This is a genomic window from Pigmentiphaga soli, from assembly GCF_039541095.1.
Classification (GTDB): Bacteria; Pseudomonadota; Gammaproteobacteria; order Burkholderiales; family Burkholderiaceae_B; genus Pigmentiphaga; species Pigmentiphaga soli.
Window position 1 is genome coordinate 351,440 of the sequence record NZ_BAABFO010000001.1, and the last position, 13,280, is coordinate 364,719.

The following is a 13,280-nucleotide window of genomic DNA, read 5'->3' on the forward strand; positions in this document are numbered from 1 at the left end:
CCATCGCCCGTCGCCGCCGGCGGCGCCTCCCATCGGCGCAGCGCCGTCGCCCGCTTCCGGCCGGAAACGAGCCCGGTCATTCGGGGTCGGAGCGAGGGCCGGCGCCGCGGCCCTGGCAGCGGCGCTGGCACCGCCGTCCGCATCGCCCCAGGCCGGCGCGCCGCAGCCCCGCTCGGCATGGACCGATTCCACCCATGTGACCGGCCTGGCGCCGCGCGTGCTGCCGCAGGTTCCCCCCGCGTTGCCCCAGGATTCCATCGAGGCGTCCCCGCAGGATCCGCCACCGCCGGCGGCGCCGGTCTCGGTGGACGAACTGTTCCGGATGATGGACGGCGCCGTGCTCTACATCGACGCTTTCCGGCCCTATAACCTGCCCTCCTTCATGAGGGTGGTGATCCACACAGGCCTGGCCACGGTGGAGTATCCCTTCGATTACGCCATCGGCGGCCGCACGTACTGGGCCCCGGCCTGCGCGATGACGGCGGTGAACCCCATGTGCAGCGGAAACAAGATCCTCGGCATCATCACCGTGACGCCGGCCGGTTTCGCGTGGCGCTATGACGGCCAGGTCTATTACCTCTGCGACGCCAATCCGGACGGCCGCGGCGGCGGCGTCTATACCTACCAGCACTGGCTGTCCAGGGCCGGCCAGTTCGCCGACTACGCGGGCTCCGGCCTGTCCGGGTACATGTTTCAGGATGCCTGGCTGGAAAACCGCCCGTGCTAGGCCGCCTGGCCCCTGCGCGAGCCGCCTCCCTCTATAATCGAAAGTTCGATTCTTGACCGGGGATGCAAACGGGCTATCGCAGGCGATTCGTCCCCACTACTGCGTGCAGCGATGAAATCCGCCGAGATCCGCCAGAAATTCCTCCAGTTCTTCGAGAAGAACGGCCACACCATCGTGCCGTCGTCCTCGCTCGTGCCCGGCAACGATCCGACCCTGCTGTTCACGAACTCCGGCATGGTCCAGTTCAAGGACGTCTTCCTCGGCCTGGAAACCCGGCCCTACAAGCGCGCCACCTCGTCGCAGCGCAGCGTGCGCGCCGGCGGCAAGCACAACGACCTGGAAAACGTCGGCTACACCGCGCGCCACCACACCTTCTTCGAAATGCTGGGCAACTTCAGCTTCGGCGACTATTTCAAGCGCGACGCCATCCGCTACGCCTGGGAGCTGCTCACCGCCGTCTACAAGCTGCCGCCGGAAAAGCTCTGGGTCACCGTCTACCAGGAGGATGACGAGGCCTACGGCATCTGGCGCGACGAGATCGGCGTGCCGGCCGAGCGCATCGTGCGCATCGGCGACAACAAAGGCGCCCGCTACGCCTCCGACAACTTCTGGCAGATGGCCGACACGGGCCCCTGCGGCCCGTGCTCCGAAATCTTCTACGACCATGGCCCGGAAGTGTGGGGCGGCCCGCCCGGATCGCCGGAGGAAGACGGCGACCGCTACATCGAGATCTGGAACCTGGTGTTCATGCAGTTCGAACGCGACGCCGCGGGCAATATGACGCCGCTGCCCAAGCCCTGCGTCGACACCGGCATGGGCCTGGAGCGCATCGCCGCCGTGCTGCAGCACGTGCACTCCAACTACGAAATCGACCTGTTCCAGAACCTGATCCGCGCCGCCGCCCGCGAAACTGGCTGCGCCGACTTGGCCGACAATTCCCTCAAGGTCATCGCCGACCACATCCGCGCCTGTTCCTTCCTCATCGTCGACGGCGTGATCCCGGGCAACGAAGGCCGCGGCTACGTGCTGCGCCGGATCATCCGCCGCGCGCTGCGCCACGGCTACAAGCTGGGCCAGACCAAACCCTTCTTCCATCGCCTGGTGCCCGACCTGGTGGCCGAGATGGGCCAGGCCTATCCCGAGCTGGCGGCCGGCGCCGCCCGCGTCGAACAAGTGCTGCGCCAGGAAGAGGAACGCTTCGGCGAAACCCTGGAAAACGGCATGAAGATCCTGGAAGGCGCGCTGGCCGCGCTGCCGGCCGGCAAGCCGCTCGACGGCGAGACGCTGTTCAACCTGTACGACACCTACGGCTTCCCGGTCGACCTGACCGCCGACATCTGCCGCGAGCGGCAGGTCGAGGTCGACATGGACGGCTTCGAGGCGGCGATGGCGCGCCAGCGCGAACAGGCGCGCGCCGCCGGCAAGTTCAAGATGGCCGCCGGCCTGGCCTACGAGGGCGCCAAGACCGTCTTCGAGGGCTATGCCACGCTGAAGGCCGAAGGCCGCGTCACCGCGCTGTACGTCGACGGCACCCAGGTGCCGAGGATCGAGGCCGGCCAGGCCGCCGTGGTGGTGCTCGACCGCACCCCCTTCTATGCCGAATCCGGCGGTCAGGTGGGCGATGCCGGCGTGCTGTCGTCCGGCGCCGCCCGCTTCGCGGTCGAAGACACGCAGAAGATCCAGTCCGACGTCTACGGCCACCATGGCCGGCTGGAGTCCGGCACGCTGGCGGTGGGCGACGCGGTACAGGCCGAGGTCGACGCCGTCCGCCGCGCGCGCACCATGCGCAATCACTCGTCCACCCACCTGATGCACAAGGCGCTGCGCCAGGTGCTGGGCGGCCACGTGCAGCAGCGCGGCTCTCTGGTCGACCCCGACAAGACCCGCTTCGACTTCTCGCACGACGCGCCGATGACCCCGGCCCAGATCGCCCAGGTCGAGGCCATCGTCAACGCCGAAGTGCTGGCCAACACCCCCGTGCAGGCGCAGGTGATGGGCTACGACGACGCCGTCAAGGGCGGCGCGGTGGCGCTGTTCGGCGAAAAATACGGCGACGAGGTCCGCGTGCTCGACATCGGCTTCTCGCGCGAGCTGTGCGGCGGCACCCATGTGGCGCGCACCGGCGACATCGGCCTGTTCAAGATCGTGGCCGAAAGCGGCGTGGCCGCCGGCGTGCGCCGGGTCGAGGCCGTCACCGGCGACAACGCGCTGGCCTACGTGCAGAACCTGAACGCCACGCTGGCCGCCGCCGCCGGCGCGCTGCGCGTGCAGCCGGCCGAACTGCCGGCCCGCATCGGCCAGGTGCAGGACCAGCTGCGCGCGCTGGAAAAGGAAATCGCCCAGCTCAAGAGCAAGCTGGCCAGCAGCGCCGGCAACGACCTGGCCGCCGGCGCGGTCGAGATCAAGGGCGTGAAGGTGCTGGCCGCCAAGCTCGACGGCGTCGATCCCAAGTCGCTGCGCGAAACCGTCGACAAACTCAAGGACAAGCTCAAGTCGGCCGCCATCGTGCTGGCCGCGGTCGACGGCGGCAAGGTCAGCCTGGTGGCCGGCGTCACGGCCGACGCCTCCGGCAAGGTCAAGGCCGGCGAACTGGTCAACTTCGTCGCCCAGCAAGTGGGCGGCAAGGGCGGCGGCCGGCCCGACATGGCCATGGCCGGCGGTTCCGACCCGGCTGCCCTGCCGCAGGCGCTGGCCGGCGTCGCGCAGTGGGTGGAGGCGCGGCTGTGAACGCGCAGCGGCCGTTCGACCTCGAAGTCGACGCCCGCGGGCTCAAATGCCCGCTGCCCATCCTGCGCGCCAAGAAGGCGCTGGCCAACCTGACCAGCGGCCAGGTATTGCGCGTGGTCGCCACCGACAAGGGCTCGGTGCGCGACTTCCAGGCCTTCGCCAAGCAGACCGGCAACGAATTGCTCGAGCAGGGCGATGACGGCGTGGAGTTCGTGCACTATTTGAAGCGGCGCTAGTCTTTCCCGCCGCGCCGGTTTTCTCCCACGGAGCTAGCTGTCCGTCTGCGCGATCCATTCCACGAACTCCCGCGCCAGCGGCTTGCGCATTCCCGCCTCCGATAGCCTGGCATAGTAATCGTGCAGCCGCGCCAGGTGCGGATGCGCATACACCAGCCGGCCGCCGGCGATGAACCGTTCGCACGCCACCCGCGTCGACAGCGCGATGCCCAAGCCGGCCGCGGCCGCTTCCAGCAAAGACGCCGCATCGTCGAATACGTAGCCTCCGGCCGCTTCGCCGCCATGGCCGAAGGCCGATTGCAGCCAGGCCGGCCACGGCAATAGCGTGTGCCTGATCAACGGCGCCCGCAGGAAGTCCTCGGCGCCCCGTATCGGCCCCAGCCGCGCCAGCAGCGCCGGCGCGCATACGGCGCCGACGTCGTCGCCGAAGATCCGCACGCGGGCCGCGTCATCGGCGCCCTTGTCGCCATAGTGGATCAGCACGTCGCAATCGCCGCCATCGGCGTCCTCGGCCGCGGACACCGGCGCCACGTCGAAGCGCGCCTGCGGCCGCCGCCGGCGGAACCGCTCGATGCGCGGCAGCAGCCAGGCCGTGGCCAGCGCCGGCGCGGCGGCGATGCGCAGGCAGGTCTGCTCGGTGGCGGCCAGCACGCGGTGCGCCTCGGTCAGCGCGGCGAGCGAGGCGGCCACCCGCTCGTGATAGCGTCGTCCGTCGGGCAATAGCGTCAGCCTGCGCCCGCGCCGTTCGAACAAGGCAGTGCCCAGCCTCGCCTCCAGCTGCCGCACGCGATGTCCGATCGCCGAGCCCGTCACGCAAAGCTCCTCGGCCGCCCTGGCGAAGCTGCCCAGCCGCGCCGCGGCCTCGAACGCCGCCAACTCGTGCAGCGGCAATTGCGCCGGCGCTGAGGCATCATTGTCGAACTCCACGTCCATTCCTCCGGTTCCGCGATGAAACAAGACAGCGCCCCGTCCGCACCATTGCCGCCGATGCACTGCCTGGCGGCTTTCGAGGCTCTCGCCCGGCTGGGCACCGTGGCCCGCGCCGCGCGCGAGCTGGGCGTATCGCGTTCGGCGCTGAGCCATTCTATCGGCCTGCTCGAACACCGCCTGCAAACAGGGCTGATCCTGCGCTATTCGCCCGCGGTGCAGCTATCGTCCGCCGGCCGTACCTATTACGAAGCCGTGCACCAGTTCGTGCGCGGCATCGCCGAAGGGCTGTACGAATTGTCCGAAAGCAGCCGCATCCCGCTGCGGCTTTCCGTTTCACCGGGGATGAGCAGACTTTGGCTGAGCGGCCGGCTGCCGGCCTTCCGCGCCCGCCATCCACGCATCGACCTGTCGCTGACGGTGACCGAAGGCGTGGCCGACGTGCTGGGCCACCAGACCGACGTGGCGATCCGCTACGGCGGTTTGGCCGAGCCTGGCACCACGTCCGTCGGCCTGTGGGAAGAAACCGTTGCGCCGGTGGCCGCGCCCGCACTGGCCGCCGACTGCGCCGCGTCCGATCTGGCCCGGCTGGTGCATGGCGTGCCGTTGCTGGAACATCGCGCCTGGGCCTGGCGCGACTGGCTGGCCCGCCTCGGCCGCGACGACCTGGCGCCCGCTGCCCCGGTACTGGCCGGCCGCGACCTGATTCTCGTCCTGGAGGCCGCCGCGGCCGGGCAGGGCGTGGCGCTGGCGCCGATGCGCCTGGCCGCGCCCTACCTGAAAGCCGGCCGCCTGCGGCGGGCCCACGCCAGCGTGGCGCCCGGCAAGCCTTATCACGCGGTAACCGCATCGCGCCATCTCGGGCGCCCGGCGGTGTCAGCCTTCCTGCACTGGCTGGCGCGCGAAGCCGCCGCCGACGCGGCGCTTGGCGGGAATCGTTGACCGGCACCCCTGCCGCAACCCGCTTGCGCCGCGTTGCGCGGCTTTCGCCAGCGCCCGTCCGCGCGTCCGCCAGAATCTCCCTTCCCCGCTTCAACGGTCAAAGGAGACTGCGATGCAACGCGACACCCCGGCAGGCGAAATCTGGATGGACGGCGAATTCCTGCCCTTCGGCGACGCCGCCGTGCACGTGCTGACCCACACGCTGCACTACGGCCTGGGCGCGTTCGAAGGCCTGCGCGTCTACGACGGCGAGCTCGGCCCGGCCATCTTCCGTCTGCGCGACCATACCGACCGCCTGTTCGATTCGGCCCATATCCTGGGCCTGGAACTGCCGTTCACCCGCGAAGCGCTGATGGACGCCCAGGCCGCGCTGGTGCGGCGCAACGGGCTGCGCGCCGGCTATCTGCGGCCGCTGGTCTTTCTGGGCGACGAAAAGCGCGGGCTCGACCCCACCGGCGCCCGCGTGCACGTGTCCATCGCCTGCTGGCCATGGGGCGCCTACCTGGGAGAAGGCGCGATGGAACGCGGCATCCGGGTCAAGGTCTCGTCGCTGGCTCGCCATCACGTCAACGTGCAGATGTGCCGCTCCAAGTCGGTCTCGACCTACGCCAATTCGATCCTCGCCAGCCGCGAGGTGCGGGCCGACGGCTACGACGAGGCCCTGCTGCTGGACACCGAAGGCTTCGTCGCCGAAGGCGCCGGCGAGAACCTGTTCATCGTCCGCCGGGGCGTGCTGTACGAACCGGACGTGACCTCGGCGCTGGACGGCATCACGCGCCGCACCGTGATCGAACTGGCGCGCGAGGAAGGCTGGCAGGTGGCGTCCAGGCGGCTCACGCGCGACGAGGTCTACATTGCCGACGAGGCCTTCTTCACCGGCACCGCGGCCGAGGTCACCCCCATCGTCGAAATCGACCGCCGCCGCATCGGCAGCGGCACGCCCGGCCCGTTCACCCGCCGCCTGCAACAGCGCTACCACGCCTGCGTGCACGGGGAAGAGGCAGGGCACAGGGAATGGCTGACGCCCGTGCGGTGAGCCCGGGGGCACCCGCACATTGACAATCGGGCAGGCAGCCGACACAGTGTCAGAATGAACTTGACAGATGGCGATCGCAGAGATGCGCCCGAATGAAGGCATGGACGTCAAGGCGCTGATCCTGCTGGTGGAAATCCTCGACGCGGGCAATCTCAGCGAAGCGGCGCGCCGGCTCAAGACCAGCCGCGCCAACGTCAGCTACCACCTGCAGCAGCTGGAAAAAGCCGCCGGCGTGCAACTGGTCCGGCGCACCACGCGGCGCGTCGAACCCACCGAGATCGGGCTCAAGCTCTACGAGTACGGCCGCACCATCCACGACACGCTGCTGGCGGCGCGCGAATCGGTATCGACCCTGGGCCAGGGACTGCGCGGCCGGGTCCGGCTTTCGGTGCCGAGCGGCTACGGCCAGCTGGTGATGTCGGCCTGGCTGATCGACTTCAAGCGCCAGTACCCTGACATCGTGCTCGACGTGATCTTCGAGAACCGCGTGGAAGACCTGCTGCGCGACGAGGTCGACATCGCCGTGCGCGTGATGTCGGAGCCGCCGGGCAATCTCGTGGCGCGCGACATGGGGGCGGTGCGCTACGTGGCCTGCGCGTCGTCGGCATACGCGGCCGCGCACGGCATGCCGCAGGAGCCGGAAGACCTGCGCGCGGTGCCGGTCATCACCTCCGAAGTGGCGGGCCGGCAACTGCGCATGGCCGCCTACCGGGGCGAGGAACGGCGCGAGCTGCGGCTGGAGCCGACCCTCATCTCGGAAAACTTCTTCTTCCTGCGCCAGGCGATCCTGGCCGGGCTGGGCGTGGGCCTGGTGCCGGACTACGTGGTGCAGGAAGACGTGGCCGGCGGCGCGGCCGCCACCGCGCTCGACGCCTGGCGCCTGAGCATTTTCGGCGCCCACATGTACATGCTGTACATGCCCAACCGCCACCATACGCGCGCGATCTCGACCTTCATCGAATTCATGCTGCAGCAGGCGCGCGGGGCAGGGCGGGGGTAGCGGCGCGCGGCCGGCCGCGGCGCCGCCATCCGCGCGCGATGCGGCCTCAGCCCAGCCGCCTGCGCTGCTCGAGCACCTTGTCGAGCGTGGTCTGGAACTGCGCCACGCGGCCTTTCTCCTGCTCCACCACCGCCGCCGGCGCGCGTTCGACGAAGCTCGGGTTGGACAGCTTGCCGCTGGCCTTGCCGATCTCGCCCTGCAGCCGCGCGATCTCCTTGTCGAGCCGCGCCTTCTCGGCCGCCACGTCGACTTCGATGTGCAGCATCAGCCGCGTGCCGCCCACTACCTGCACCGGCGCGCCCAGCTCGGGCAGGGCGTCGACCACGTGCACTTCCGACAGCCGCGCCAGCGCGGCCAGGTAGGGCGCGTTGCGTTCCAGCGCGGCGCGGTCGCCGGTGGCGTTGAGCGGGGCCTTCTGCGACGGCGGCACGTTCATTTCGCCGCGCAGCGCGCGCACCGCGTCGACCTGGGCCTTCAGGTCGGCCATGGCCGCCTCGGCGTCCTCGTCGATCCGTTCGGGCTGCGCCACCGGATAGGGCTGCACGCCGATGCTGGCGGCTTCATCGGGCGACCGCTTGCCGGCCGCCACCGATACCTTCTGCCACAGTTCTTCGGTAATGAACGGAATGACGGGATGGGCCAGCCGCAGCACGGCCTCCAGCACGCGGATCAGGGTGCGGCGGGTGCCGCGCTGCCGCGCCTGGCTGCCCTGCTGCAACTGCACCTTGGCCAGCTCCAGGTACCAGTCGCAGTATTCGTCCCACACGAAGCGGTACAGCGCGGCGGCGATGTTGTCGAAGCGGTAGTCGGCGAAGCCGCGCGCCACCTCGGCCTCGGTCCGCTGCAGCAGGCTCGTGATCCAGCGGTCGAACACGGTCAGCTCGACCTCGGCGTTGTCGTCCAGCCCGCAGTCCTTGCCTTCCACGTTCATCAGCACGAAGCGGGTGGCGTTCCACAGCTTGTTGCAGAAATTGCGGTAGCCCTCACAGCGCTTGAGGTCGAAGTTGATGTTGCGGCCCAGCGTGGCGTAGGCCGCCATCGTGAAGCGCAGCGCGTCGGCGCCGAAGGCCGGGATGCCGTCGGGGAATTCCTTGCGGGTCTTCTTGGCGATGCTTTCGGCCTGGCGCGGGTTCATCAGGCCGGAGGTGCGCTTGGCCAGCAGCGCATCGAGCCCGATGCCGTCGATCAGGTCGACCGGGTCCAGCGTGTTGCCCTTGGACTTGCTCATCTTCTGGCCCTCCGCGTCGCGGATCAGGCCGTGAACGTACACGTGCCGGAACGGCACCTGGCCGGTGAAATGGGTGGTCATCATGACCATCCGCGCGATCCAGAAGAAGATGATGTCGAAGCCGGTCACCAGCACCGTGGAGGGCAGGTAGCGCTGCAGGTCGGGGGTCTGTTCCGGCCAGCCGAGCGTGGTGAACGGCACCAGCGCCGACGAGAACCAGGTATCGAGCACGTCCGGGTCGCGCGTGAGCGGCCCTTCGGCGCCGGCGGCGCGCGCCTGCGCGATGGCCTCTTCCTCGCTGCGCGCCACGAACACGCGGCCGTCCTGCGCGTACCAGGCCGGGATCTGGTGGCCCCACCACAGCTGGCGAGAGATGCACCAGTCCTGGATGTTGTTGAGCCACTGGTTGTAGGTGGTGGTCCAGTTCTCGGGGTAGAACCTGACGCGGCCGTCGGCCACGACTTCCAGCGCCACCTCGGTAATGGACTTGCCCGGGTGCATCGTGCCTTCGGGCGCGGGCTTGCTCATCGCCACGAACCACTGGTCGGTCAGCATCGGCTCGATCACGGCCTGGGTGCGGTCGCCGCGCGGCACCATCAGCTTGTGCGCCTTGACCTCCACCAGCAGGCCCTCGGCCTCCAGGTCTGCCACGATGCGCTTGCGGGCGTCGAAGCGGTCCAGGCCCCGGTAGCGGGCCGGCGCGGCGTCGCTGATGCGCGCATCCAGCGTCAGCACCGAGATCATCGGCAGGCCGTGGCGCTGGCCGACCGCGTAGTCGTTGAAGTCGTGCGCCGGCGTCACTTTCACGGCGCCGGTGCCGAATTCGCGGTCGACGTAGTCGTCGGCGATGACGGGGATCAGGCGGTCGGTCAGCGGCAGTTTGACCTGGCGGCCGATCAGCGCGCGGTAGCGCTCGTCTTGCGGGTGCACCATCACCGCCACGTCGCCCAGCATGGTCTCGGGGCGGGTGGTGGCCACCACCACCGATTGGCCCGAATCGTCGGCCAGCCGATAGCGGATGTGCCACAGGTGGCCGTCTTCCTCCTCGCTGACCACTTCGAGGTCGCTGACGGCGGTCATCAGCTTCGGGTCCCAGTTGACCAGCCGCTTGCCGCGGTAGATCAGGCCCTGCTCGTACAGACGGGCGAAGACTTCCGTCACGCCGCGCGACATGTCTTCGCTCATCGTGAAGTATTCGCGCGTCCAGTCGGGCGAGGTGCCCAGGCGCCGCATCTGGCGGGTGATGGTGCCGCCCGAGTACTGCTTCCACTCCCAGACCTTCTCGACGAATTTCTCGCGGCCCAGGTCGTGGCGGCTGATCTTCTGCGCGTCGAGCTGGCGCTCGACCACGATCTGGGTGGCGATGCCGGCGTGGTCGGTGCCGGGGATCCATACCGTGTCGTAGCCGCGCATCCGGTGGTAGCGCGTCAGGCCGTCCATGATGGTCTGGTTGAACGCGTGGCCCATGTGCAGCGTGCCGGTCACGTTGGGCGGCGGCAGCTGGACGGCAAAGCTCTCGCCGGCGGCGCCGCCGGCGACGTGTACGCCCGCCGCGAAGTCGCCGCGCCGTTCCCACTCGGGATACCAGCGCGCCTCGATCGGCGCGGGATCGAAGCTCTTCGGAAGTTCGCCGTCGGCGGATGGGGTCGGTGTGGCTTGGGTCATCGGGAATTCCGGAATGGGCATCAGGGGCGCGGCCGCGCGGCAGGCGCTGCGCGGCCGGCGAACCCTCGATTCTAGAAGATTTGGCGGATCCGGCGGCGCGGCGGGGCGCGGACGGTGGGGCGGCCGGGCCGGATGCCCGCCAGTTGCGGCGGCTGGAGGGCCGCGGCGCGCCGTGCCATCAGACCGCGCCGTCATCCGCCGGCGGCTTGCCGCGCAGCGGTTCCTGGCGGGCGGCCTCGCGGATCAGTTCCTTGTGCAGCGCTTCGTCCACCAGGCGGCCGAGTTCCTCTTCCAGGCCGGCGCGCACGTCGGACAGCGCCAGGCGGATCGCGGCGTCGATGTGGTGGCGCATCCGGTCGCGCAGGACCGGTTGCAGGCGCTGGTGCAGGTCTTTCAGCACCGCGGTGCGCAGCGCGGCGAATTCGGGGTCGTCGGCAAGGTCCGGGTCGGCAGCGGCGGCCGTCCCGGCCGGGTCGGGCGTTTCGTCGGCCTCGCCGTGCGGCTGCGCCTGAGCGTCCGGTTCCACCTGGACGGCGGCGGACGGGCCTTCCGCACCGGCAGCGTCATCCGCCGCGGCGCTCGGCGGTTCCGGAATGTCGATCTGGATCGCGCGCGTGGCCGCCGCCGCCCGCTCGGCGGCCTCGGCCCCGGCCGGGGATGCCGCCGAGGCAGGGGCTGCCGGCGGAGACGGCGGCATGTCTATGACGTCGGTCAATACCGGGATGGCCGGATCGTCGGAGCGGAAAACAGGTTCTGGCATGGTTCAGGGAAGGTCCTGGCGCGCCAGGTCGTGGCGCGCGATCGGGTGGCCGCACTCCTGGTAGAAGCGCCAGCGGGCGCGGGCGGCCTCGCGGTCGGCGGGGTCCTGGGACACCACTTCGATCAGGCGTTCGAAACGGGTGTAGATGGGCGGCCAGCCGTCGTCCAGGTTCAGCAGCCACTCGTGGTGCGGCGTGTCGCCGTCGCTGGCCGTGAGCACGACGGGCGTGCGGGCGGCCAGCGGATCGTCGGCCCATACGTGGGGCACGAAGGAGATGTCGTCCAGCGCCCACAGCATGCGGTCGAACGCGGTCAGGCGGTTCGGGTCGCGGCAATACACCACCAGCCGCTGCCCGGCCCGATGCCGGCGGATGGCGATCTGGCATGCCGTGCGCAGGCGGTCGGGCGCGCTGAAGGCGAAGGTGATCTCGGTCATGCCGGGCGCGTTCAGGCCAGAGACAGCAGGTATTGCGCCAGCAGCGGCACCGGGCGGCCGGTGGCGCCCTTGTCCTTGCCGCTGCGCCAGGCCGTGCCGGCGATGTCGAGGTGCGCCCAGCGGTAGGCCTTGGTGAAGCGCGACAGGAAGCAGGCCGCGGTGACGGCGCCGGCCGGCGCGCCGCCGATGTTGGCGAAGTCGGCGAAATTGGACTTCAGCTGCTCCTGGTAGTCGTCGTCCAGCGGCAGGCGCCAGACCGGGTCCAGCGCCTGGCGCGCGGCCGCGGTCAGCGCGTCGGCCAGCGCGTCGTCGGGCGTGAACAGGCCGCTGTTGACGTGCCCCAGCGCCGTGATGCAGGCGCCGGTCAGGGTGGCGATGTCGATCACCGCCGCCGGCTTGAAGCGCTCCACGTAGGTGAGGGCGTCGCACAGGATCAGGCGGCCCTCGGCGTCGGTGTTGAGGATTTCCACCGTCTGGCCCGACATCGTGGTGACCACGTCGCCCGGCTTGTTGGCGCGGCCGCTGGGCAGGTTCTCGCAGCTCGGCACCACGCCGATCACGTCCAGCGGCAGCCGCATTTCGGCCACCGCGCTGAGCGTGCCCAGCACGCTGGCCGCGCCGCACATGTCGTACTTCATTTCGTCCATCGCGCCGGCCGGCTTGATCGAGATGCCGCCCGAATCGAAGGTGATGCCCTTGCCGACCAGCACTACCGGCGCGGAGGCCTTGGCGGCCGCGCCGCCGCCACCGCGCGCGCCGCGGCCGGCCGCCGGCTTGCGCGCCGGCGCGCCTTCGTAGCGCATGACGATGAACTTGGGCGGCTCATAGGAGCCGCGCGCCACCGACAGGAAGGAGCCCATGCCGAGCGCCTCGATCTGCTTGCGGTCCAGCACCTCGACCTTGAATTTGTGGGCGCGGCCCAGCTTCTTGGCGGTTTCGCCCAGATAGGTGGGAGTGCAGACGTTGCCAGGCAGGTTGCCGAGGTCGCGCGCCAGCGTCATGCCGTTGGCGATCGCGCGGCCTTCGGCCAGGCCGGCCTCGGCCTGTTTCGCGTCGGCGCGGTCCAGCGCCAGCGCCAGCCGCGCCAGCTTGGGCCGGGCCACGGCGTCGCGCTTGCTGAAGGTGGCGTCGAACCGGTAGGTGACGTCGCCGGCCGCGATGGCGGCCAGCCGGGCGCGGGTGCGCACGTCGGCCTGTTCGAGCGGCACGGCCGCCAGCGCCGACACCGCCTCGGCCGTGCCGGTGGCCGCCGCGGCGCCCAGCGCCGCCCGGTGCGCTGCGGCCAGGGCCTTGGGCGACCACGAGGCCTGCGGGCCCAGTCCGGCCAGGATCACGCGCTGCGCCGCCACGCCAGCCAGCCCGCGCAGCACCAGGGTCTCGCCCGCGCGCCCCTTCATCTCGGCCTTGGCGGCCGCCAGCACGGCGCCCTGCGCCGCGCGGTCGACCGCCTCGGCCGCCGCGGTCAATACGCCGTCGGCGAACACGCCGACGATCAGGGCGCCCGTCTTGATCTTCTCGGGCGAGGATGTCTGTATGCTAAAGTCCATGCGCGATTCTTCCTGTCTGTAGTCGCGAGATCGTCTCAATTATCCCGCAG

11 protein-coding genes are annotated in these 13,280 nt (G+C 70.2%); 6 read left to right on the forward strand and 5 right to left on the reverse strand.

The window, feature by feature from the left end:
• The first annotated feature begins 196 nt into the window (after positions 1 to 196).
• The 3 genes from ABD927_RS01760 to ABD927_RS01770 all read left to right on the forward strand — a co-directional run bounded on the left by ABD927_RS01760 (position 197) and on the right by ABD927_RS01770 (position 3,690).
• Complete coding sequence (locus tag ABD927_RS01760) at positions 197 to 727, forward strand: hypothetical protein (RefSeq protein ID WP_345245689.1); 531 nt, start codon at positions 197 to 199, stop codon at positions 725 to 727.
• 111 nt (positions 728 to 838) lie between these two features.
• Positions 839 to 3,454, forward strand: a complete 2,616-nt coding sequence (gene alaS / locus ABD927_RS01765) for an alanine--tRNA ligase (protein WP_345245691.1) — start codon at positions 839 to 841, stop codon at positions 3,452 to 3,454.
• Positions 3,451 to 3,690, forward strand: a complete 240-nt coding sequence (locus ABD927_RS01770) for a sulfurtransferase TusA family protein (RefSeq protein WP_345245693.1) — start codon at positions 3,451 to 3,453, stop codon at positions 3,688 to 3,690. Before alaS ends, ABD927_RS01770 begins: the two co-directional genes overlap by 4 nt.
• 33 nt (positions 3,691 to 3,723) lie before the next feature.
• Here ABD927_RS01770 and ABD927_RS01775 read toward each other — a convergent pair whose 3' ends face one another.
• On the reverse strand, positions 3,724 to 4,617 hold the full coding sequence (locus ABD927_RS01775) for a LysR substrate-binding domain-containing protein (RefSeq protein WP_345245695.1): 894 nt from the start codon (positions 4,615 to 4,617) through the stop codon (positions 3,724 to 3,726).
• A 21-nt stretch (positions 4,618 to 4,638) separates the two neighbouring features.
• Between ABD927_RS01775 and ABD927_RS01780 the strand changes: the two genes are divergently transcribed.
• The 3 genes from ABD927_RS01780 to ABD927_RS01790 all read left to right on the forward strand — a co-directional run bounded on the left by ABD927_RS01780 (position 4,639) and on the right by ABD927_RS01790 (position 7,595).
• On the forward strand, positions 4,639 to 5,559 hold the full coding sequence (locus ABD927_RS01780) for a LysR substrate-binding domain-containing protein (protein ID WP_345245697.1): 921 nt from the start codon (positions 4,639 to 4,641) through the stop codon (positions 5,557 to 5,559).
• A 112-nt stretch (positions 5,560 to 5,671) separates the two neighbouring features.
• Positions 5,672 to 6,595 carry a branched-chain amino acid transaminase gene (locus tag ABD927_RS01785; protein ID WP_345245699.1) on the forward strand — a complete coding sequence of 308 codons (924 nt, stop codon included), beginning with the start codon at positions 5,672 to 5,674 and terminating at the stop codon, positions 6,593 to 6,595.
• 100 nt (positions 6,596 to 6,695) lie between these two features.
• Positions 6,696 to 7,595 carry a LysR family transcriptional regulator gene (locus ABD927_RS01790; protein ID WP_345245925.1) on the forward strand — a complete coding sequence of 300 codons (900 nt, stop codon included), beginning with the start codon at positions 6,696 to 6,698 and terminating at the stop codon, positions 7,593 to 7,595.
• Positions 7,596 to 7,641: 46 nt separating this feature from the next.
• Here ABD927_RS01790 and ABD927_RS01795 read toward each other — a convergent pair whose 3' ends face one another.
• The 4 genes from ABD927_RS01795 to ABD927_RS01810 all read right to left on the reverse strand — a co-directional run bounded on the left by ABD927_RS01795 (position 7,642) and on the right by ABD927_RS01810 (position 13,230).
• A complete protein-coding gene (locus tag ABD927_RS01795; RefSeq protein ID WP_345245701.1) occupies positions 7,642 to 10,488 on the reverse strand; it encodes a valine--tRNA ligase in 2,847 nt (948 codons plus the stop codon).
• A gap of 178 nt (positions 10,489 to 10,666) precedes the next feature.
• Positions 10,667 to 11,248 (reverse strand): hypothetical protein, encoded by a 582-nt coding sequence (locus ABD927_RS01800; RefSeq protein ID WP_345245703.1) that lies wholly within the window; start codon positions 11,246 to 11,248, stop codon positions 10,667 to 10,669.
• A 3-nt stretch (positions 11,249 to 11,251) separates the two neighbouring features.
• Positions 11,252 to 11,683: a DNA polymerase III subunit chi gene (locus tag ABD927_RS01805; RefSeq protein WP_345245705.1), complete on the reverse strand. Its 432-nt coding sequence runs from the start codon at positions 11,681 to 11,683 to the stop codon at positions 11,252 to 11,254.
• 11 nt (positions 11,684 to 11,694) lie between these two features.
• The gene (locus ABD927_RS01810; protein ID WP_345245706.1) at positions 11,695 to 13,230 is read right to left on the reverse strand and encodes a leucyl aminopeptidase; all 1,536 of its coding nucleotides are present in this window, start codon (positions 13,228 to 13,230) and stop codon (positions 11,695 to 11,697) included.
• Positions 13,231 to 13,280: the final 50 nt, after the last annotated feature.

Coding starts and splice junctions, on each gene's coding strand:
- ABD927_RS01795 (WP_345245701.1), bottom strand. CDS start 10,488: ATGACCCAAGCCACACCGACCCCATCCGCCGACGGCGAACTTCCGAAG.
- ABD927_RS01805 (WP_345245705.1), bottom strand. CDS start 11,683: ATGACCGAGATCACCTTCGCCTTCAGCGCGCCCGACCGCCTGCGCACG.
- ABD927_RS01785 (WP_345245699.1), top strand. CDS start 5,672: ATGCAACGCGACACCCCGGCAGGCGAAATCTGGATGGACGGCGAATTC.
- ABD927_RS01810 (WP_345245706.1), bottom strand. CDS start 13,230: ATGGACTTTAGCATACAGACATCCTCGCCCGAGAAGATCAAGACGGGC.
- ABD927_RS01790 (WP_345245925.1), top strand. CDS start 6,696: ATGGACGTCAAGGCGCTGATCCTGCTGGTGGAAATCCTCGACGCGGGC.
- alaS (WP_345245691.1), top strand. CDS start 839: ATGAAATCCGCCGAGATCCGCCAGAAATTCCTCCAGTTCTTCGAGAAG.
- ABD927_RS01800 (WP_345245703.1), bottom strand. CDS start 11,248: ATGCCAGAACCTGTTTTCCGCTCCGACGATCCGGCCATCCCGGTATTG.
- ABD927_RS01780 (WP_345245697.1), top strand. CDS start 4,639: ATGAAACAAGACAGCGCCCCGTCCGCACCATTGCCGCCGATGCACTGC.